The sequence below is a fragment of the Streptomyces sp. DT224 genome, from assembly GCF_049844595.1.
In the GTDB taxonomy this organism is placed as follows: Bacteria; Actinomycetota; Actinomycetes; order Streptomycetales; family Streptomycetaceae; genus Streptomyces.
Map to the genome: position 1 here is coordinate 133,730 of NZ_JBNCLI010000003.1, position 19,353 is coordinate 153,082.

General features: G+C 73.3%; 18 protein-coding genes. 8 read left to right on the top strand and 10 right to left on the bottom strand.

Annotated features, from left to right (window positions below; genetic code table 11):
* Positions 1–27 precede the first annotated feature (27 nt).
* The 4 genes from ACLQ2N_RS07770 to ACLQ2N_RS07785 form a co-directional block, all read right to left on the bottom strand.
* Positions 28–1,287 (bottom strand): NAD(P)/FAD-dependent oxidoreductase, encoded by a 1,260-nt coding sequence (locus tag ACLQ2N_RS07770; RefSeq protein WP_425810439.1) that lies wholly within the window; start codon positions 1,285–1,287, stop codon positions 28–30.
* Between the two features lie 89 nt (positions 1,288–1,376).
* A complete protein-coding gene (locus ACLQ2N_RS07775; protein WP_425810440.1) occupies positions 1,377–2,699 on the bottom strand; it encodes a deoxyguanosinetriphosphate triphosphohydrolase in 1,323 nt (440 codons plus the stop codon).
* A gap of 36 nt (positions 2,700–2,735) precedes the next feature.
* A complete protein-coding gene (locus ACLQ2N_RS07780) occupies positions 2,736–3,533 on the bottom strand; it encodes a sirohydrochlorin chelatase (protein ID WP_425810442.1) in 798 nt (265 codons plus the stop codon).
* A gap of 79 nt (positions 3,534–3,612) precedes the next feature.
* A complete protein-coding gene (locus ACLQ2N_RS07785; RefSeq protein WP_425811306.1) occupies positions 3,613–4,437 on the bottom strand; it encodes a Cof-type HAD-IIB family hydrolase in 825 nt (274 codons plus the stop codon).
* Between the two features lie 133 nt (positions 4,438–4,570).
* Here ACLQ2N_RS07785 and ACLQ2N_RS07790 point away from each other — a divergent pair, with 133 nt between their 5' ends.
* The gene (locus ACLQ2N_RS07790) at positions 4,571–5,302 is read left to right on the top strand and encodes a SanA/YdcF family protein (RefSeq protein WP_425810444.1); all 732 of its coding nucleotides are present in this window, start codon (positions 4,571–4,573) and stop codon (positions 5,300–5,302) included.
* 7 nt (positions 5,303–5,309) lie between these two features.
* Here the strand turns inward: ACLQ2N_RS07790 and cutA are convergent, their stop codons facing one another.
* Both cutA and ACLQ2N_RS07800 read right to left on the bottom strand, forming a co-directional pair.
* Complete coding sequence (gene cutA, locus ACLQ2N_RS07795) at positions 5,310–5,651, bottom strand: divalent-cation tolerance protein CutA (RefSeq protein WP_425810446.1); 342 nt, start codon at positions 5,649–5,651, stop codon at positions 5,310–5,312.
* A 66-nt stretch (positions 5,652–5,717) separates the two neighbouring features.
* Positions 5,718–6,341: an NADPH-dependent FMN reductase gene (locus ACLQ2N_RS07800; protein ID WP_425810448.1), complete on the bottom strand. Its 624-nt coding sequence runs from the start codon at positions 6,339–6,341 to the stop codon at positions 5,718–5,720.
* A 93-nt stretch (positions 6,342–6,434) separates the two neighbouring features.
* Between ACLQ2N_RS07800 and ACLQ2N_RS07805 the strand changes: the two genes are divergently transcribed.
* The 4 genes from ACLQ2N_RS07805 (at position 6,435) to ACLQ2N_RS07820 (ending at position 9,590) form a co-directional block, all read left to right on the top strand.
* Positions 6,435–7,235, top strand: a complete 801-nt coding sequence (locus ACLQ2N_RS07805) for an aminotransferase class IV (RefSeq protein ID WP_425810450.1) — start codon at positions 6,435–6,437, stop codon at positions 7,233–7,235.
* Positions 7,236–7,238: 3 nt separating this feature from the next.
* Positions 7,239–7,718 carry a DUF5990 family protein gene (locus ACLQ2N_RS07810; RefSeq protein WP_425810452.1) on the top strand — a complete coding sequence of 160 codons (480 nt, stop codon included), beginning with the start codon at positions 7,239–7,241 and terminating at the stop codon, positions 7,716–7,718.
* Between the two features lie 360 nt (positions 7,719–8,078).
* A complete protein-coding gene (locus ACLQ2N_RS07815; RefSeq protein ID WP_425810454.1) occupies positions 8,079–8,867 on the top strand; it encodes a hypothetical protein in 789 nt (262 codons plus the stop codon).
* Between the two features lie 99 nt (positions 8,868–8,966).
* Positions 8,967–9,590, top strand: coding sequence for a class F sortase (locus tag ACLQ2N_RS07820; protein WP_425810456.1), 624 nt, complete (start codon positions 8,967–8,969; stop codon positions 9,588–9,590).
* An 18-nt stretch (positions 9,591–9,608) separates the two neighbouring features.
* Here ACLQ2N_RS07820 and ACLQ2N_RS07825 read toward each other — a convergent pair whose 3' ends face one another.
* Positions 9,609–10,397: a sulfite exporter TauE/SafE family protein gene (locus ACLQ2N_RS07825; RefSeq protein ID WP_425810458.1), complete on the bottom strand. Its 789-nt coding sequence runs from the start codon at positions 10,395–10,397 to the stop codon at positions 9,609–9,611.
* A gap of 282 nt (positions 10,398–10,679) precedes the next feature.
* Between ACLQ2N_RS07825 and nirB the strand changes: the two genes are divergently transcribed.
* The 3 genes from nirB to ACLQ2N_RS07840 all read left to right on the top strand — a co-directional run bounded on the left by nirB (position 10,680) and on the right by ACLQ2N_RS07840 (position 14,641).
* Positions 10,680–13,274, top strand: a complete 2,595-nt coding sequence (gene nirB / locus ACLQ2N_RS07830; protein WP_425811308.1) for a nitrite reductase large subunit NirB — start codon at positions 10,680–10,682, stop codon at positions 13,272–13,274.
* Positions 13,274–13,633, top strand: coding sequence for a nitrite reductase small subunit NirD (nirD, locus tag ACLQ2N_RS07835; RefSeq protein ID WP_425810460.1), 360 nt, complete (start codon positions 13,274–13,276; stop codon positions 13,631–13,633). The genes nirB and nirD overlap by 1 nt, the downstream gene beginning before the upstream one ends.
* 84 nt (positions 13,634–13,717) lie before the next feature.
* Positions 13,718–14,641, top strand: coding sequence for an oxidoreductase (locus ACLQ2N_RS07840; protein WP_425810462.1), 924 nt, complete (start codon positions 13,718–13,720; stop codon positions 14,639–14,641).
* A 16-nt stretch (positions 14,642–14,657) separates the two neighbouring features.
* Here ACLQ2N_RS07840 and ACLQ2N_RS07845 read toward each other — a convergent pair whose 3' ends face one another.
* From ACLQ2N_RS07845 to ppdK, 3 genes are all read right to left on the bottom strand, one after another.
* Positions 14,658–15,062 carry a VOC family protein gene (locus tag ACLQ2N_RS07845; protein ID WP_425810463.1) on the bottom strand — a complete coding sequence of 135 codons (405 nt, stop codon included), beginning with the start codon at positions 15,060–15,062 and terminating at the stop codon, positions 14,658–14,660.
* 123 nt (positions 15,063–15,185) lie between these two features.
* The gene (locus tag ACLQ2N_RS07850; RefSeq protein ID WP_425810465.1) at positions 15,186–16,172 is read right to left on the bottom strand and encodes a helix-turn-helix domain-containing protein; all 987 of its coding nucleotides are present in this window, start codon (positions 16,170–16,172) and stop codon (positions 15,186–15,188) included.
* 433 nt (positions 16,173–16,605) lie between these two features.
* Entirely contained in the window at positions 16,606–19,317 is a 2,712-nt protein-coding gene (gene ppdK / locus ACLQ2N_RS07855; RefSeq protein WP_425810466.1) for a pyruvate, phosphate dikinase, read from the bottom strand.
* Positions 19,318–19,353 lie beyond the last annotated feature (36 nt).

Here is a 19,353-nt window from a genome sequence, read left to right on the forward strand (position 1 = left end):
GATGCCCGCGCACCGGCCCGGGGCCGCTCAGAGCAGGCTTTCCAGGGGGACCGAAGGGTCGGCCAGGGCGTCCGGGTCGACGGGCCGGCCGGCCCGGATCAGCTTCTGCACGTGCTCCGTGACGTCCCACACGTTGACGTTCATCCCGGCGAGTACGGTGCGGTCCTTCAGCCAGAACGCGATGAACCGGCGCTTGCCCGCGTCGCCCCGGATGACCACCTGGTCGTAGGAGCCGGGTGGGGCCCAGCCGGAGTACTCCAGGCCCAGGTCGTACTGGTCGGAGAAGAAGTAGGGCACCCGGTCGTAGGCGACGTCCTGGCCGAGCATGGCCCGGGCCGCGGCCGGGCCGCCGTTCAGCGCGTTGGCCCAGTGCTCGACCCGCAGCCGGGTCCCGAGCAGCGGATGGGCGGCGCACGCGACGTCGCCGGCGGCGTGGATGTGCGGGTCGCTGGTGCGCAGCGAGGCGTCGACGGCGATGCCGCCGCCCGCTTCGCGCGGGGCGATCTCCAGGCCGGCGGCCTCGGCGAGCCCGGTGCGGGGGGCGGCGCCGATGGCGGCGAGGACGTCGTGGGCGGGGTGCTCCTCGCCGTCGTCGGTGCGCACGGCGAGGACCATGCCGTCCTGGCCGACGATCTCGGTGAGCCGGCCGCCGAAGTGGAAGCGGACGCCGTGGTCGCTGTGGAGCTCGGTGAAGATCTGGCCGACCTCCGGTCCGACGACCCGGAGCAGCGGGGTCGCCTCCGGTTCGACCACGGTGACCTCGGCGCCGTAGCCGCGGGCGGCGGCCGCGACCTCCAGGCCGATCCAGCCGGCCCCGGCGATGACCAGGTGGCCGTTGTCGCGGCCGAGGGCGGCGAGGACGTTGCGCAGCCGGTCGGCGTGGGCGAGGCGGCGCAGGTGGTGGACGCCGGCCAGTTCGGTGCCGGGGACGTCGAGGCGGCGGGGTTCGGCGCCGGTGGCCAGGAGCAGCTTGTCGTAGTGGATGACGGTGCCGTCGCCCGTCTCCACGGTGCGCGCTTCGCGGTTCAGGGCGGTGACGGTCTGGCCGAGATGGAGCTCGATCTCCGCGCCCGCGTACCAGGCGGTCTCGTGGACGAAGACGCTGTCGCGGTCCTCCTTCCCGGTCAGGTAGCCCTTGGACAGCGGCGGGCGTTCGTACGGATGGTCGCGCTCGTCGCCGATCAGGATGACCCGGCCGCTGAACCCCTCCGACCGGAGCGTCTGGGCTGCCTTCGCCCCGGCCAGCCCTCCGCCGACGATGACGAACGTCCGATGTGCGTCGACCACGTGTTGCCTCCTCGGTGCTTGCTGCGCGGCGCCAACTGCGAGCGTCCCGCACGCAGCGTAGTGGGGGAAGGGGGTGTGGCCCGATCAGGTCACTCCCGGTGGCGGGCGCCCTCCCGGGTGAGGTGGGCGTGCAGGGCGCGGGCGGAGGCGTCGGTGAGGGCGGCGATCTGGTCCACGAGGACCCGCTTGCGGGCGCGGTCGTCGGGCGCCGCCTCGTACAGCGCGCGCAGCTGCGGTTCGAGCCCTTCGGGGGCGCGGGCGGTGAGCGCGGCGGCCAGCTCGGCGATGACGACGCGCTGGTCGGCGCGGATCTCCTCCTGCTCGGCGCGCTGCATCACGTAGCGGTCGGCGATGGCCTTGAGTACCGCGCACTCGTTGCGCGCGTCGCGCGGGACGACCAGCTCGGCGGCGTACCGGGTGAGGCGTCCGGTGCCGTACGCCTGGCGGGTGGCGGTCTCGGCGGCGAGGCAGAAGCGGCCGATCAGCTGGCTGGTGGCGTCCTTCAGTCGGGCCTGGGCGACGGCCGATCCGTCGTAGCCGTGCGGCCACCACTCCTGGGCGGTGAGCCGGTCGAGCGCGTCGGCCAGCTCCTGCGGGTCGGTGTCGGCGGGGACGTAGCGGCCGACGGCGACGTCCCAGATGTCGCGGCGCTCCGGCTCGGCCTCCAGGCAGTCGGGGTCGATGTGCCCGGCGTGCAGCCCGTCCTCGAAGTCGTGCACGGAGTACGCCACGTCGTCGGACCAGTCCATGACCTGGGCCTCGAAGCACGTGCGGTCGCGGGGCGCGCCCTCGCGGAACCACCGGAAGACCGGCAGGTCGTCCTCGTAGACCCCGAATTTGGGCGAGCCGGGAACGGTGGGGTGGGCGTCCCTGGGCCAGGGGTACTTGGTGGCGGCGTCGAGGGCGGCGCGGGTGAGGTTGAGGCCGACGCTGGCCAGGTCGCCGGTGCGGGTGTCGGGGACGAAGCGCTTGGGTTCGAGGCGGGTGAGCAGCCGCAGCGACTGGGCGTTGCCCTCGAAGCCGCCGCAGTCGGAGGCGAAGTCGTTGAGCGCCTGTTCGCCGTTGTGGCCGAAAGGCGGGTGTCCCATGTCGTGGGAGAGGCAGGCCGCCTCCACCAGGTCGGGGTCGCAGCCGAGGGCGGCGCCGAGCTCGCGACCGACCTGGGCGCACTCCAGGGAGTGGGTGAGCCGGGTGCGCGGGCTGGCGTCCCAGGCGGGGCCGCGGGTGCCGGGCGTGACGACCTGGGTCTTCCCGGCGAGCCTGCGCAGCGCCGCGGAGTGCAGCACGCGGGCGCGGTCGCGCTGGAAGGCGGTGCGGCCGGGGCGTTTGTCCGGCTCGGGGTCCCAGCGCTCGGCGTCGGCGGGGCCGTAGGGCGCCGTACCGGGGTGCTGTGTGCCGTCCGTGCCGTTCATGGGTCCGACAGTAATCCGCCGCACCGACAGGACGGGTCAGGCGGAGGCCGGAAAACGTGTGTTCATGGGTATGTCGTACGCGGCGGCTCCGGCCGCGCGCGCCTGGTCGTAGCGGTGCAGGAGCAGCCGGGCCAGCGCGGGGTGGGCGCCGAGCGGCGCGGCGGCGATCCAGGGCGCGTGGGCGGCGGCGGCGGAGGCGAAGCGGCCGGGCGCGGTGAAGTACGAGGCGACGGCGATCCTGCGGTGGCCCCGGGCGGCGAGCGCGCGCACGGCGGCCGGCACGGTGGGCGAGGCGGCGGAGGCGTAGGCGGGCACGACGGGCACGCCGCCGAGCCGTTCCCCGAGGAGCCGTGCGGTGTGCCGGGTGTCGGCGGCCGATTCCGGGTCGCGCGACCCGGCGGCGGCGAGCACGACGGCGCTGTCGCGGTTCCCCCGGTCCGAAGCGTGCCACCCGGCCTCGGTGAGCCGGTCGTGCAACGCCTCCACCAGCAGCGGGTGCGGCCCGAGGGGCGCGGCGACCCGGGCCCGCAGGGCGGGGGCGGCGGCGACGGACGCGGGGATGTCGTGTTTGACGTGGTGCCCGCGCCCGAGCAGCAGCGGTACGAGGACGGCCTCACCGGCGCCGAGGGCGTGCAGGGCGTCCGGCAGGAGCGGCGCGTTGAGCTCTATGTGGCCGAGGCGGACGTCGAGCCCGGGGCGCAGTTCGCGGACCCGGTCCAGGAGCGCGGCCACGGCGCGCGGGGTGCGGAGGTCCCGGCTGCCGTGGGCGACGGCGACCAGGGCGGGGGCGGCGGACGCCGGGGGGTTGGCGGGGAGGTGCCGGATGCGGTGCATGGGGTGATGGTGGCGGACGGACGTTGCCGGGGCGTTGCGTGCCGGTCACGGGGCTTTGCCGGCGGCTCACGGGCGGCCTTCAGGGCGAGGTGCTCCGGGGCGCGTGGCTCCGGTCCGCCGCGAACAGGTGCTCGATGACCTGGGCCACCCCGTCCTCCTCGTTGGTCCGGGCGTGCGTCGGTACGGCGGCGAGCACCGCCGGGTGGGCGTTGGCCATGGCGTAGCCCGTCCCGGCCCAGGTGAGGACGGTGAGATCGTTGGGCATGTCGCCGAACGCGATGACGTCCGCCGCCTCGATGCCGCGCTGCGCGCACAGCGCCGCGAGCGCGCCGGCCTTGTGGACGCCGGGCGCGCTGATCTCCAGCAGCCCGCGCCCGCCGGAGTGGGTCAGCTGGACGGTGTCGCCGGCGCCCTGGCGGGCGGCGGCGAGCAGGGTGTCCGCGTCGAGCTGTTCCGACCAGGCGAGCAGCTTGGTGACGGGGGCGTCGGTGAGCCACAGCTCGGCGAGGGAGGCGACGGGGAGTTCGGCGCCCTCGTCCTCGGACAGGCGCAGCCGGTAGGCGGGTTCGTAGAAGACCCGGTCACCGGTCTCCAGGGCGAAGCCGACGCCCGGGACGGCCGCAGCGAGCGCGGTGGCGACCTGCCGGGCCACGGCCAGGGGCAGCACCTGGGAGGAGACGACGCTGCGGCTCGCCATGTCGTAGACGAGGGCGCCGTTGCTGCACACCGCCGTGCCCACGAGTCCGGTGGCTTCGGCCAGCCGGTCCACGAAGCGCGGCGGCCGGGCGGTCACGATGACGATCTCCGCCCCGGCCTCCTCGGCGGTGCGCAGGGCGCGCAGGGTGCGGGGCGAGAGCGTGCCGTCACCGCGCAGAAGGGTGCCGTCGAGATCGGAGGCGATCAACCGTGGAAGCGACATCGCCCGATGGTACGCGGACCGTGCGGGCCGGGTGGAGAACCCTTTCGGCCGTCGGATCGTCCAGTAGAGCGGGGGCGGTCGGACCCCCGAGGCAGGGGGCGGACAAGTGAGGGCATGGATGCGGCGGACGCCGGGGAGCGAGCGGGTGGGTGCCCGGCTGCGGGGGGCCGCCCGCCGGCTGCGGCCCCGGCTGCCGAGGACCCGTCGGGGGCGGCGGCGGGCCGTGCAGGGGCTGATGGCCGCGTGTGTGCTGGCCCTCGCGCCGGCGACCTGGCTGCACGTGGTGGCCGATGCCCGGATCAGGACCGTCGAGGACGTGCCCGCCCGGCAGGTCGCGGTGGTGTTCGGGGCGGGGCTGTGGGACGGGAAGCCGTCCCCGTACCTCGCGAACCGGCTGCGGACGGCCGCCGCGCTCTACCGGGACGGGAAGGTGGAGGTCGTCCTGGTGACCGGGGACAACAGCCGCGCGGAGTACGACGAGCCGGACGCGATGCGGGCGTTCCTGGTCGGGAAGGGCGTGCCGGACGACCGGATCGTCAGCGACTTCGCGGGGTTCGACACCTGGGACTCGTGCGTGCGGGCGAAGAAGATCTTCGGCGTCGACCGGGCGGTGCTGGTGAGCCAGGGGTTCCACATCCGCCGGGCCATCGCGCTGTGCCGGGCGGCGGGGATCGACGCGTACGGGGTCGGGGTGGACGACAAGCACGACGTCACCTGGTACTACGGCGGGACGCGGGAGGTGTTCGCGGCGGGCAAGGCGGCGCTCGACGCCCTGTTCGAGCCGGACCCGCACTTCCTGGGCCCCCGGGAACCGGGCGTGGGCGACGCACTGGCGGCGGCCTCCCGCTGACCGCCCCTCAGACCGAGGTGACCGGGGCCGTCTCGGCGGAGACCCAGCCCAGATAGCGGGCGCTGCCCCGGAGGACCGGCAGGGCGATGATCTCCGGGGTGTCGTAGTCGTGCGCCTCCTGGAGGTGGGCCTCCAACTCCTCGTACCGCTCGGCCGTCGTCTTGCAGAACAGCTGCCACTCCTCGGTGGCCTCGATGGCGCCCTGCCAGCGGTAGACGGAGGTGACGGGCGCGGAGATCTGGACGCACGCGGCGAGCCGCGCCTCGACCATGCCCCGCGCCAGTTCCCTGGCCTTCTCCTCGCTGTCCGTCGTGGTCAGTACGGTCAGCCATGCCGGCGGCGTCGTCACTTCGTCCTCTTCTCGCAGCGGTCGGCGGTCCCTCCCGATTGTGGGGCCCCGCCTCCCGCCGCGCCATCAGCCGCCGTACGGGTGGGCCCTCTTGGCGTCCCGCAGTGCGCGGCCCCACCAGACGAGCTGGTCGAGCAGCGTCTTCACGGCGGCGTCCGGCCCGGCGGGGTCGCGGTGCCTGCCCTCGTCGTCGAACTGGGCGCCGGCGTTGTGGAAGGAGACGGTGTCGCGGATCGACACGGTGTGCAGCTCCGCGAAGACCTGCCGCAGGTGCTCGACCGCGCGCAGTCCGCCGGAGACCCCTCCGTAGGAGACGAACGCGACGGGCTTGGCCTGCCACTCGTCGCGGTGCCAGTCGATGAGGTTCTTCAGGGGCGCCGGGTAGGAGTGGTTGTACTCGGGGGTGACGACGACGAAGGCGTCCGCCCGGGCCAGCCTGGCCGAGACCCCGGCCAGCACCTCCCTGGCCCCGGGTTCCAGGCGGTAGGAGAGCGCGGTCGGCAGGTCGAGGCCGGCGACGTCGAGCACGTCCGTCTCCATCGCGGGATGGGCGTCGGCGTGGGCGAGGAACCAGTCGGCGATGACGGGGGCGAACCGGCCCTCGCGGTTGCTGGCGAGGATGACGGCCACCTTCAGGGGGGCGGTCTCGGGCAGGGCGGTGGCGGTGGATTCCGCGGTGATGAGGTCCATGGCGAAGACGTTCGTACATCAACCATGGTTGAGGTCAAGCGCGGCCGGGAACGCGCCTCCCGCCGGGTGCCGACGCCCGCATACCGTGGCCGCATGACGACTCCAGCAGCGGCGGCCCTCCCGTACGCAGAGTTCGACGGCCGGCCCGCCACCCAGGACGATCTGAGCCAGGCACTGTTCTTCAACTACGGCCATTTCACGGCGATGCAGGTACGCGAGGGCCGGGTGCGCGGCCTGGACCTGCACCTGGCCCGGCTGGACGCGGCCAACCGCGAGCTGTTCGGACTCCCTCTGGACGGGGCCCTGGTGCGCCGGCTGATCCGGCACGCGTCAAAGAGCGCGGGCATGGCGGACGCCTCGGTGCGGGTACACGCGTATCTGCCGCCGGGGAGCACCGCGACGACCGTCATGGTGACGGTACGGGAGCCGGGCGGGATGCCCCCGGAGCCCAAGGCCCTGATGTCCGTCCCGTTCGCCCGGACCGCCGCGCACCTCAAGCGGCCCGGCGAGTTCGGCCAGACCTACTACGCGAACCTGGCCCGCCGCGCCGGTTACGACGACGCGCTGCTGACCCTGCCCGACGGCTCGGTGACCGAGGGCGCGTTCACCAACATCGGGTTCTGGGACGGCACCGCGATCACCTGGCCGCAGGCCCCCGCCCTGTCCGGCGTGACCATGGGTGTCCTGGAACGCGAGCTTCCGGGCGTGGGCCTGGAGTCGTCGCGCCGGACCGTGACCCTGGACGGCCTCGGGGCGTTCCGGTCGGCGTTCCTCACCAACTCGCTGGGCATGGCCCCGGTCGCCCGGATCGACGACACCGCGTTCACGGTCGACGCCGAGCTGATGGAACGACTGGCGGCGGCGTACGACGGCGCGCCGGGCGAGGCGGTCTGACCCATGGAGACTCCCCTGCTGATCCACATCGAGGGATCACGCCCGCCCGGGCGATCCTGCCCGGCCGGGCCCGGCTTCCCCGGCTACGAGAACATCCACGTGGGCGTCCAGCGCAAGGACGGCCCGGGCGAAGTCATCGGCCTGCACCCGGGCGACGCGCCCGGCGCCCGCTGGACCCTGGAGTGCACGGCGAGCGAGGACGCGGACGGGGTCGCGGTGCGGGGGCCGTACGTGCAGAACCGGCTCGGCGGGCGCTTCGTGTACCTGTCCTGGGGCACGGTCGACGCGGACGGTCTGTTCACGATGTTCCGGCGGGCCAAGCTGATGTTCGCCGACGTCGACCCGGCCGTCCTGGCGGCGGCCGTGCGCGCGCGGCATCTCACCGCCCGGCTTCCGCTCTCGGACGCCGGGGCGCGGCCGCTCTGCGCCCGCGTCCGGCCGCCGGTGGTCGAGTGGTCGGCCGCCGCTCCTGGGCGCCCCTGACGCAGTCCGCCCCCTCCGGGCCCAGGGGGGAGAGGTCCGGAGGGGGCGGCGGCCGGGGGCGGCTGTGCACGCCGTCCCGTGGGGGGTTGTGATGCGTGTTCCCGCTCAGCGGCGCCTCACGCATGTGATCTACGCCACATCATCCGGCGTGGCCGTCACCCGAACGGCACCCGGACACCTCGGACTGCGGACACCACCTGCCGACCCCCCTGTGACCTGCGCAGACACCGGGTGGCAAGGAGGCCGCGCCGGGCCGGACGGGTGACAGCTGACTTGGTGTCAGCAGGCATGGGAGCCGGTCCGGCTGTTGGCTCGGAGCCAGGACACACCCGCCAGCGCCCCCGTTCCGGAGGAAACCCCATGCGCCGTCCTGCCCGACTCGTGACCGGCACCGCCGCCGCGGCCCTGGCCGCCGCCGCGGTCGGCCTCGGCGCCGCCGCCCCGTCCGCGTACGGGGACGAGCCGGCACCCCTGCGGATCACCCCCGCCAGCGCCGCGCCGGGCGCCACGGTGACCGTGGACACCACCGCCTGCGGCGGCGCCGGCGCCGCCACCGGCGACGCGAGCGCGCTGGACGCCCCGGAGTTCCCGCTGGCGCCCGCCTCCCTCGAAGAGGCCCTGGCCGGCTCCTTCCGGGTGCCGGGCGGCGTCGCGCCCGGGTCGTACGGCATCGGCGTGGACTGCGCGAACGGCAAGAAGGCCACCGGCGAGATCGAGGTGAAGGCCGCGGACCGGGCGGCGGGCACCGAGGACCCCGCCGGGACCGCCGACTCGCCCACGTACGACTTCTCCGACCTCGACGGCCTGGGCGGCGACGAGGACACGGAGGGCCTGGACGGTCTCGACGCCGAGGCCGCCGGCTCCGGCCTCGTCCCGGACGCCCCCGCCGAGGCCGGCCGCACCACGCCCACCGAGCGCCCGACCGGGGCCGGGAGGGACGAGACCGGGGCCGGCCGTGAGACGCCCTCCGGGCACCGCACCTCGGCCGCCCCCACCGCCCCCTCGGGGCACGTGAAGACCGGAGTCGGCGGCAGCGTCGGCCCGGACACCACCCAGATCGCGGCGGGAGCCGGCGTACTCGCCGCTGCCGCCGTCGGCGGAGCCTGGCTCCTGCGTCGCCGGGCGAGCGGCACGCGGGACGCCGGCTGACGGAGGCATCCACCCCTCCGTACCGCCCGGTGTCCGTCCCGGTGGCCCCGCGCCACCGGGACGGGACCGTTTTCCGCTTCCGTACCCCGGAGGACCCCCGTGTCCCAGAAGGCCAAGGGCTGGCTGCTCGTCGTCGTGGCGCTGGCCGGTGTCTGGCTGATCCAGAACGGCGCGGGCACCCGGCTCACCCCGCCGGGCCCGGCCGCCGCCCAGGCGTTCGCCGCCGGGCCCGCCCTGCTGCCCGGCTCCCCGGTCGCCGAGCCGCTGCGCCCCTCCGCGCCGGTACGCATCCGGATTCCCGCCATCCGGGTCGACGCGCCGATGATGCGGCTCGGGCTCGGGGCCGACGGCAGCCTGGACGTGCCGCCGGCCGGGAACACGGACATCGTCGGCTGGTACAAGGACGGCACGCCGCCGGGCGCCAGGGGCACCGCGATCGTCGCCGGCCACGTCGACAACGCGGAGGGACCGTCCGTCTTCTACGACCTGGGCTCACTGAAGAAGGGCAGCACCGTCGAGGTGGACCGGCAGGACGGCCGCACCGCCGTCTTCACGCTCGACGCGATCGAGGTGTACGAGAACGACGACTTCCCCGACCAGCGGGTCTACGGCGCCTCCGCGCACGCCTCACTGCGGCTGATCACCTGCGGCGGCGGGTACTCCGAGGCGACCGGCTACCGGGGGAACGTGGTGGCGTACGCCCACCTCACGAGCGTGCGCTGAGCCCCGCCGTACAGGGAATCAGCTCTGCCACTGGTCGAACCCGAGCTTCGCCACCAGCGAGAACACCACCACCAGCAGGACCCCGCGGACGAACTCGCTGCCCTTGCGCAGCGCCATCCGCGCGCCCAGCAGCCCGCCCGCCAGGTTGAACACCGCCATCAGCGCCGCCAGCTGCCACAGGACGTTGCCCTGGTGGGCGAACATCGCCAGCGCCCCGGCGTTGGTGCAGACGTTGACGATCTTCGCGGTGGCCGACGCGGTCACCAGGTCGAGGTGGAGCACGGCGGTCAGGGCGAGCACCAGGAAGGTTCCCGTACCGGGTCCGAACAGGCCGTCGTACAGGCCGATGCCGCCGCCCACCAGGACGATCGCGGTGATCCTGCGGGCCCGGGTGACCAGCGGCGGGACGCCTTCCCCGGCGGCCCGGCCGAACTGGGGCCGCAGCATCACGAACGCGGCGACGGCCAGCAGCACCACCATGATCACCGGGCGCAGCACCTCGCTGCTGATCCCGGCGGCGAAGAACGCACCGGTCATCGAACCGGCCAGGGCCGCGAGCCCGATCCGGACCGCCGTGCCCACCTTCACGGGCGCCTTGCGCGCGTAGGTGACGGCGGCGCCCGAGGTGCCGACGATGGCGACCGCCTTGTTGGTGCCGAGGATCTGCGCGGCGGGGAGGTGCGGCAGACCGAGCAGCAGCGCGGGCAGCAGGAGCAGTCCGCCGCCGCCGACCACCGCGTCGACCCAGCCCGCCGCGGCGGCGGCGAGGCACAGCACGACCAGGGTGGTCAGAGTGATGTCCGGCATGAGCACGACCCTATGGAGGGGACGCGTGCATAGTCCAACCATCCCGGGGCCGGACCGGGAAAGTTGAGCCAAGTCTGAGGTTTCCGCAGGACAAGGCCCCTTTTCCGGCCTCCGCCGGCCGCCTCACAGACCTTTTCGGCGGGTGCTGAGCGCAAGGTTCCTCCCGGGAAACAGCGGGGAACCGGCCGGGTAACACCGCCGGGACACGCTTGCGGTCATGAGCACACAGGCCCGGCGCCTGTGGCCCTGCCGAATCTGCTCACCGACGACGGAGGCCCCGAGATGCCGGTGTCCACTCCCCCGACCGCCCCCACCTCAGGCCCTGCCGCCGTGCCGACGCTCGTGGTCGTCGGGCACGGGATGGTCGGCCAGCGCTTCCTGGAGGCCCTGGCCGAGCGCGGTCTCACCGGCGCCGCCGGGACCGCCCGGGTCGTCGTCCTGTGCGAGGAGCCCCGCGCCGCCTACGACCGCGTCCAGCTGACCTCGTACTTCGCGGGGAAGACCCCGGACGAGCTGTCGCTGGCCGAGGACGGCTTCATGGAGCGGCACGGCTTCGAGCTGCGGCTCGGGGACCCGGCGGTCGCCGTGGACCGCTCGGCCCGTACGGTCACCGCGCGGTCCGGCGAGGTCTTCGCGTACGACACGCTGGTGCTCGCGACCGGGTCGTACCCGTTCGTACCGCCGGTCCCCGGCAAGGACAGCACCGGCTGCTTCGTCTACCGGACGATCGAGGACCTGCTCGCCATCGAGGAGTACGCGAAGGGCGCGACGACCGGCGCGGTGGTCGGCGGCGGGCTGCTGGGGCTGGAGGCGGCCGGCGCGCTGAAGGGCCTCGGCCTGGACACGCACGTGGTGGAGTTCGCGCCCCGGCTGATGCCGGTCCAAGTGGACGAGGGCGGCGGCGCCGCGCTGCTGCGCACCATCGAGGACATGGGCCTGACCGTCCACACCGGGGTCGGCACGCAGGAGGTGACCGCGGGCGAGGACGGCGCGGTGACCGGGATGGCGCTCTCCGACGGCTCCGCGCTGGCCACGGACCTGGTGGTGTTCTCGGCCGGGGTGCGCCCCCGCGACCAGCTGGCCCGGGAGTGCGGGCTCGCCGTCGGGCCGCGCGGCGGGATCGTCGTGGACGAGGAGTGCCGGACCTCCGACCCGGCGGTCTTCGCCATCGGCGAGTGCGCGCTCGCCTCGGACGGCCGGGTGTACGGGCTGGTGGCGCCGGGTTACGAGATGGCTTTGACGGCCGCCGAGGTGATCGCCGGCAAGGCGGCCGCGTTCACGGGCGCCGACCTGTCGACCAAGCTGAAGCTGCTCGGGGTGGACGTGGCCTCGTTCGGCGACGCGCACGGCACCACCGAGGGCTGCCTCGACGTGGTGTACTCGGACGCCCGGTCCGGCGTCTACAAGAAGCTGGTGGTGGCGGCGGACGGCACCCTGCTGGGCGGGGTCCTCGTCGGCGACGCCGACCAGTACGGCACGCTGCGCCCGATGACCGGGAGCGTGCTGCCGGTCGCCCCGGAGCAGCTGGTGCTCCCGGCGGGGGCGGGCGGCCCGGTGGCGCTCGGCCCGTCCGCGCTGCCCGACGAGGCGGTGATCTGCTCCTGCCACAACGTCACCAAGGGCGCGATCTGCGAGCACACCACGCTGCCCGAGGTGAAGAAGTGCACCAAGGCGGGCACCGGCTGCGGCAGCTGCGTCAAGGTGATCGGCCAGCTGCTCCCGCAGAGCGCGGACGCGGGCCTGTGCGGCTGCTTCGCGTACACCCGCAGCGAGCTGTACGAGATCGTCCGCACCCTGCGCATCACCTCGTACGCGGACCTCCTCGACTCCCACGGGCGGGAGGAGGCACGGGGCGGCGACGGCTGCGAGGTCTGCAAGCCGGCGGTCGGCTCGGTCATCGCCTCGCTCGCCCCGACGGTCGGCGCCAGCGGGTACGTCCTGGACGGCGAGCAGGCGGCCCTGCAGGACACCAACGACCACTTCCTGGCCAACCTCCAGCGCAACGGCTCGTACTCGATCGTGCCGCGCATACCCGGCGGCGAGATCACCCCGGAGAAGCTGATCGTGATCGGCGAGGTGGCCCGCGACTTCGGGCTCTACACCAAGATCACCGGAGGTCAGCGCATCGACCTCTTCGGCGCCCGCGTCGACCAGTTGCCGCTGATCTGGACCCGGCTCGTCGACGCCGGCTTCGAGTCCGGGCACGCGTACGGGAAGTCGCTGCGCACGGTCAAGTCCTGTGTCGGGCAGACCTGGTGCCGCTACGGCGTGCAGGACTCCGTGAAGATGGCGATCGACCTGGAGCTGCGCTACCGGGGGCTGCGCTCCCCGCACAAGCTGAAGTCGGCGGTCTCGGGATGTGCCCGGGAGTGCGCGGAGGCCCGGGGCAAGGACTTCGGGATCATCGCCACGGCCGGCGGCTGGAACCTCTACGTGGGCGGCAACGGCGGCGCCACCCCGCGCCACGCCGACCTGCTCGCCCAGGACCTGTCCGACGCCGAACTGGTCCGGCTCATCGACCGGTTCCTGATGTTCTACATCCGCACCGCGGACCGGCTGGAGCGCACCTCGGCCTGGCTGGAGCGCATCGAGGGCGGCCTGGAACACGTCCGGGACGTCGTCGTGCACGACAAGCTGGGGCTCTGCGAGGAGCTGGAGCGGCTGATGGCCGACCACGTCCGCGGCTACCGCGACGAGTGGGCCGAGACCATCAACGACCCCGAGCGGCTGCGCCGGTTCGTCACCTTCGTCAACGCGCCCGACGCGCCCGACCCGTCGGTGAAGTTCGTCCCGGAACGCGACCAGGTCAAGCCGGACCTGGACATCCTCGCGGGCCCGGTTCTCGCCATCCGCACTCTTGAAGGGACCGCCTCCTGATGACCACGCAGACGCTGGAGACCGCGCAGGACACCCGGACCGTCCGGCTCGCCGCCGGGGACGGCTGGCTCACGGTGTGCGACCGCTCGCTGCTGACCCCCGGCCGCGGGGTCGCCGCCCTCCTCCCGGACGGCCGGCAGGTCGCGCTCTTCCTGGACCGGGCGGGGCGGACGTACGCCATCGACAACCGCGACCCGTTCACCGGGGCGTACGTCCTCTCGCGCGGCCTGGTCGGCTCGGAGGGCGGGCAGCCGTTCGTCGCGTCGCCCCTGCTCAAGCAGCGCTTCGACCTGGCGACGGGCGTCTGCCTGGACGACGAGGAGGTCTCCGTGCCGGTCTTCGAGGTACGCGCGGACTGAGTCGCTCCGTTCATGCCGAGCGGCCGGAAGTACCCCCGGACGGGTGCTTCCGGCCGTCCGTGGCCCCGGTCGTACGCTTGATCCATGACCCACGGCTGGAGCGCGCGCGACATACCCGACCAGAGCGGCCGCACGGCCGTGGTGACGGGGGCCAACAGCGGGATCGGGCTCGTCACCGCCCGCGAGCTGGCCCGTTGCGGAGCCAGGGTGCTGCTCGCCTGCCGCGACGAGCGGCGCGGCGAGGAGGCCGCGGCCCGCATCCGGTACGCGGTGCGCGGCGCGGACGTGGAGTTCGCCCCGCTCGATCTGGCCGACCTGTCCTCCGTGCGCGCGTTCGCCGAGGACTTCCGGGCCGACCGGCTCGACCTGCTGATCAACAACGCCGGGGTGATGGCCCTTCCGTACGGGCGGACCGCCGACGGTTTCGAGACCCAGTTCGGCGTCAACCACCTCGGGCACTTCGCGCTCACCGGGCTGCTGCTGCCGAAGCTGCTGGCCGCCGCGGGCGCCCGGGTGGTGACCGTCTCCAGCGGGCTGCACGCCCTGGGCGACATCGACATGGGCGACCTCAACAGCGAGCGGAACTACCGCCGCTGGACCGCCTACGGCCGCTCGAAGACCGCGAACCTGCTCTTCGTCCACGAGCTGGCCCGGCGGCTCGCGGCGGCCGGCAGCGCACTGGTCGCCGCCGCCGCGCACCCGGGCTACGCCTCGACCAACCTCCAGACGGCGGCGGCCCGGATGGAGAACCGCAGGGCGGCGGAGCGGGTCATGGGGATCGCCAACCGCCTCGTCGCCCAGCCGGCATCGGCGGGCGCCCTGCCCACGCTGTACGCGGCCACCGCGCCGGGCGTGCGCCCCGACTCCTTCACCGGCCCCCGGGTGCTGGGCTGGCGCGGCGCCCCCGCACCGTCCTGGCGGGCGGGCCGGACACGCGGCGATGTGGCGGGCGAGCGCCTGTGGGTGGCCTCGGAGCAGCTGACCGGGGTGACGTACCCGGGGCTGTAGCCCAGCCCGCCGCGGCTCAGCCCTCGACGGCGGACGGGTCCATCCAGATGACCTCCCACATGTGGTGGTCGGGGTCCTGGAAGGAGCGGCCGTACATGAAGCCGAGGTCCTGCGTCTCGTTGGCGGGCGATCCGCCGTTGGCGAGCGCGGCGTCGGCCAGCTCGTCCACCTTCTCGCGGCTGTCCGCGCTGAGCGCGAGAATCATCTCGGTGGACGAGGCGGCGTCCGCGATCTCCTTCTTGGTGAAGTCCTTGAAGCGCTCCTCCTGGAGGAGCATGGCGAAGATCGTGTCGCTGATGACGAGGCAGGCGGTGCGCTCGTCGCTGAACTGCGGGTTGAAGGAGTAGCCCAGCTTCGCGAAGAAGTTCTTCGACGTCTCCAGGTCCTTGACCGGCAGGTTCACGAAGATCATCTGGGGCATGGCCGTCTCGCTCTCTCGGTGCTCTGGCTCCGTGTGCTTCTGTCGCGCGCTTCTCGACAGGTAGACGCCGGGGGCGCCCGGAACTCATCGGTGCGGCCGGGGATCCTTTCCGTACGCGGTCCCTCACGAAACCGCGACCGGCGCCCCGCCCCTCAGCAACGAGCCGCCCAGCGGGGTCAGGGTGTGCTGGACGGAGCTGCCGTGCCGCAGGGTGTGGACGAGCCCCGCCTCGCGCAGGACGCAGGCGTGCTGGCTGGCCGAGGCGAGGGAGACCCCGGCGCGCCGGGCCAGTTCGCTGGTGGTGCAGCCGTCGCCGATGGCCCGCAGGACCGTGGAGCGGGTCTGCCCGAGGAGCCGGCCGAGCGAGGGGCCGGGGTCGGCGAAGGCGGGGGCGGCGGGGTGGGCGACCGGGTAGACCAGGACCGGCGGGAGCAGGGGGTCGCGCAGGACGACGGGGGTGCCCCGGCAGAAGTAGGACGGCTGGAGGAGCAGTCCGCGCCCGTCCAGGTGGAGGTCGCGGTCCACGGGGTAGTCCGCCTCCAGGACGGGCGCCCGCCACCGGATGACCGGGGGGAGCGTGGCGAGCAGTTCGTCGGCGCCGCCGTCCAGGAGGGCGCGGCCGCGGATCGCCCGGTCGGCCTCGACGGCGGAGCGGATGTGCGGCCAGTAGGGCTCGACGGCGGCGCGGTGGTAGTCCCGTAAGGCGCCGACGAGGCGGGCCACGGGCTCGGCGCCGCCCTGGCGCAGGGGGCCGAGGCGGGCGGCGCGCCGGGCGCCGGGGTCGTCCAGGAGGGCGATCTCGGCCCGGAGGCGGTCGGGCGGAGTGGCGCGCACGGCTTCCATTCCGGCTTCCAGGCCGAGCGGGTCGGAGTTCTCCTGAGAAGGCGTCAGGAAGTCGGGGAAATAGCCGCGCTGCGGGACCACCGCGGACAGCAGACGCACTTCACCGCTCAACCGTGGGCGGGTTTCGGTGCGCCATTTCCCGAAGACCGTGGAAGCCCTCCGGTCCCTCAGCCGGTGAAAGCTGAGAATGGTCTCCCACAGCGGGTCCGGCCCGGAGGCCATCCGCACCCGGGAAAGATCCCATCCGGAGACATGGATACGCAGCACCGAACTCCCACCCCTTGCACCTGCAATTCCCCCTCGCAAGAGTATGCGAATCGTAACAGCACGTCACCACGGGGTTTCGGCCAGAGGTGAAACGCCTCGCCCGGACCGGCCGCCGGACGAAAAGCTGTACGGCGTCGGGTGCGATTCCGGAGCCACCGGAAGAGCGAGTGAAGGCCGTGGGGGGTTTTGCTCGTTCGGCGGCGGTTGGCAAAGGTGCGGCTCCGCACTCGATGGGGGTAAGCCGGGTGCGGCCCGTGGATGGGGATCCACGGGCCGCACCCCGGTTCGTTCCACTCGATTTCTTTGCGCATTAAACGAAGCAATGGGCGCCACTCACCCTATTTACCAGGACATGACAACAACGCCCGCTCGGTCGCGTACGGCAAGGCGGCGGCACCCCCGCACAGGGTGCCGCCGCCTCCGTAATTCCGCGTCAGCGGCTGTCGCTGGCCCGCGCCCCGGCCGCCGCCCGGCCCGCCTCGAGGCGCGCCACGGGAATGCGGAACGGCGAGCAGGAGACGTAGTCGAGACCGGCCTCGTGGAAGAAGTGGACCGACTCGGGGTCGCCGCCGTGCTCCCCGCAGATGCCCAGCTTCAGGTCGGGGCGGGTGACCCGGCCGGCCGCGACGGCGTTCTTGACCAGCGAGCCGACGCCGTCCTTGTCGATCGTCTCGAACGGCGACACCCCGAAGATGCCCTTCTCCAGGTAGGCGGTGAAGAACGACGCCTCCACGTCGTCGCGGGAGAAGCCCCACACCGTCTGGGTCAGGTCGTTGGTGCCGAAGGAGAAGAACTCCGCCGCCTCCGCGATCTGCCCGGCGGTCAGCGCGGCGCGCGGCAGCTCGATCATGGTGCCGATCTTCAGCTTGAGGTCGGTGCCGGTGGCGGCCTGGACCTCGGCGATGACCCGGTCCGCCTCCTCGCGGACGATCTCCAGCTCCTGGACCGTGCCGACGAGCGGGATCATGATCTCGGCGCGGGGGTCGCCCTTGGCGTTCTTGCGGGCGGCGGCCGCCTCGGCGATGGCCCGCACCTGCATGGCGAACAGGCCGGGGATGACCAGGCCGAGCCGCACCCCGCGCAGCCCCAGCATCGGGTTCTGCTCGTGCAGCTTGTGCACGGCCTGGAGGAGCCTGAGGTCGTTCTCGTTGGCGTCCTTGCGGGCCTCGGCGAGGGCCACGCGTACCGACAGCTCCGTGATGTCCGGCAGGAACTCGTGCAGCGGCGGGTCCAGCAGCCGTACGGTGACCGGGAGTCCGTCCATCGCCTCGAACAGCTCGATGAAGTCCGCCTTCTGGAGCGGGAGCAGCTGCTCCAGGGCGGTCTCGCGCTCCTGGTCGGTGTCGGCCAGGATCAGCTTCTCGACCATCTCGCGGCGCTCGCCGAGGAACATGTGCTCGGTGCGGCACAGGCCGATGCCCTGGGCGCCGAAGCGGCGGGCGCGCAGGGCGTCCTCCGCGCTGTCCGCGTTCGCCCGCACCCGCAGCCGGCGCACCCGGTCCGCGTACGCCATGATCCGGTGCACGGCGGCGACCAGCTCGTCGGCGTCGTCGGCGCCCGCGTGCATCCGGCCCTCGAAGTACTCGACCACCGGGGACGGTACGACGGGGACCTCGCCGAGGTACACCTTGCCGGTGGAGCCGTCGACGGAGACGATGTCGCCCTCCTCCACGACGATGTCGCCGACCGTCAGGCGCCGGCGCTTGGTGTCCACCTCGATCTCCTCGGCGCCGCAGACGCAGGTCTTGCCCATGCCCCGGGCGACGACGGCGGCGTGCGAGGTCTTCCCGCCGCGCGAGGTGAGGATGCCCTCGGCGGCGATCATGCCGTCCAGGTCGTCCGGGTTGGTCTCGCGGCGGATCAGGATGACCTTCTCGCCGGACCGGGACCACTTGACGGCGGTGTACGAGTCGAAGACCGCCTTGCCGACCGCCGCGCCGGGCGAGGCGGCGATGCCCCGGCCGAGCCGCCGGGTCTTCGCGGTGTCGTCGAAGCGCGGGAACATCAGCTGGGCGAGCTGGGCGCCGTTGACCCGCTGGAGGGCCTCGGCCTCGTCGATGAGCCCCTGGTCCACCAGTTGGGTCGCGATCCGGAAGGCGGCACCGGCGGTGCGCTTGCCGACCCGGGTCTGGAGCATCCACAGGTGGCCGCGCTCGATGGTGAACTCGATGTCGCAGAGGTCCTTGTAGTGGGTCTCCAGCGTCTCCATGATCGTCAGCAGCTGGTCGTACGACTGCTTGTCGATCGCCTCCAGTTCGGCGAGCGGCACGGTGTTGCGGATGCCGGCGACGACGTCCTCGCCCTGCGCGTTCTGCAGGTAGTCGCCGTACACGCCCTGGTGGCCGCCGGCCGGGTCACGGGTGAAGGCGACGCCCGTACCGGAGTCGGGGCCGAGGTTGCCGAAGACCATCGAGCAGACGTTGACGGCGGTGCCGAGGTCGCCGGGGATGCGCTCCTGACGGCGGTAGAGCTTGGCCCGGTCGGTGTTCCACGAGTCGAAGACCGCCTTTATGGCCAGGTCCATCTGCTCGCGCGCGTCCTGCGGGAAGTCGCGGCCGGCGTCCCGGGCGACGATCTTCTTGAACTCCTTGACCAGCTTCTTCAGGTCGCCCGCGTCGAGGTCCACGTCGACCTTGACGCCCTTGGCCTCCTTCGCGGCCTCCAGCGCCTCCTCGAAGAGCTCGCCGTCCACCCCGAGGACCGTCTTGCCGAACATCTGGATCAGCCGGCGGTAGGAGTCCCACGCGAACCGCTCGTCGCCGGCCTGGGCGGCGAGGCCCGCCACGGAGGCGTCGGAGAGGCCGATGTTGAGGACGGTGTCCATCATTCCGGGCATCGAGAACTTGGCGCCGGAGCGTACGGAGACCAGGAGCGGGTCGTCGGCCTGGCCGAGCCTCTTGCCCATCCGCTTCTCCAGGGCGTCGAGGTGCGCACTCACCTCGTCGCGGAGGGCGGCCGGCTCCTCACCGCTGTCCAGGTAGACCTTGCACGCCTCGGTGGTGATGGTGAAGCCGGGCGGGACGGGGAGCCCGAGGTTGGTCATCTCGGCGAGGTTGGCCCCCTTCCCGCCGAGGAGGTCCTTCAGATCCTTGTTGCCTTCGGTGAAGTCGTAGACGAACTTCTGCACATCTTTGTTTTCCGACACGGTCTCGACTCCTCGAAGACGCGGTGGCTGCCCTGA

Coding starts and splice junctions, on each gene's coding strand:
- nirD (WP_425810460.1), top strand. CDS start 13,274: ATGACCACGCAGACGCTGGAGACCGCGCAGGACACCCGGACCGTCCGG.
- ACLQ2N_RS07810 (WP_425810452.1), top strand. CDS start 7,239: ATGGAGACTCCCCTGCTGATCCACATCGAGGGATCACGCCCGCCCGGG.
- ACLQ2N_RS07800 (WP_425810448.1), bottom strand. CDS start 6,341: ATGGACCTCATCACCGCGGAATCCACCGCCACCGCCCTGCCCGAGACC.
- ACLQ2N_RS07825 (WP_425810458.1), bottom strand. CDS start 10,397: ATGCCGGACATCACTCTGACCACCCTGGTCGTGCTGTGCCTCGCCGCC.
- ACLQ2N_RS07815 (WP_425810454.1), top strand. CDS start 8,079: ATGCGCCGTCCTGCCCGACTCGTGACCGGCACCGCCGCCGCGGCCCTG.
- ACLQ2N_RS07780 (WP_425810442.1), bottom strand. CDS start 3,533: ATGCACCGCATCCGGCACCTCCCCGCCAACCCCCCGGCGTCCGCCGCC.
- ACLQ2N_RS07845 (WP_425810463.1), bottom strand. CDS start 15,062: ATGCCCCAGATGATCTTCGTGAACCTGCCGGTCAAGGACCTGGAGACG.
- ACLQ2N_RS07805 (WP_425810450.1), top strand. CDS start 6,435: ATGACGACTCCAGCAGCGGCGGCCCTCCCGTACGCAGAGTTCGACGGC.
- ACLQ2N_RS07840 (WP_425810462.1), top strand. CDS start 13,718: ATGACCCACGGCTGGAGCGCGCGCGACATACCCGACCAGAGCGGCCGC.
- ACLQ2N_RS07775 (WP_425810440.1), bottom strand. CDS start 2,699: ATGAACGGCACGGACGGCACACAGCACCCCGGTACGGCGCCCTACGGC.
- nirB (WP_425811308.1), top strand. CDS start 10,680: ATGCCGGTGTCCACTCCCCCGACCGCCCCCACCTCAGGCCCTGCCGCC.
- ACLQ2N_RS07790 (WP_425810444.1), top strand. CDS start 4,571: ATGCGGCGGACGCCGGGGAGCGAGCGGGTGGGTGCCCGGCTGCGGGGG.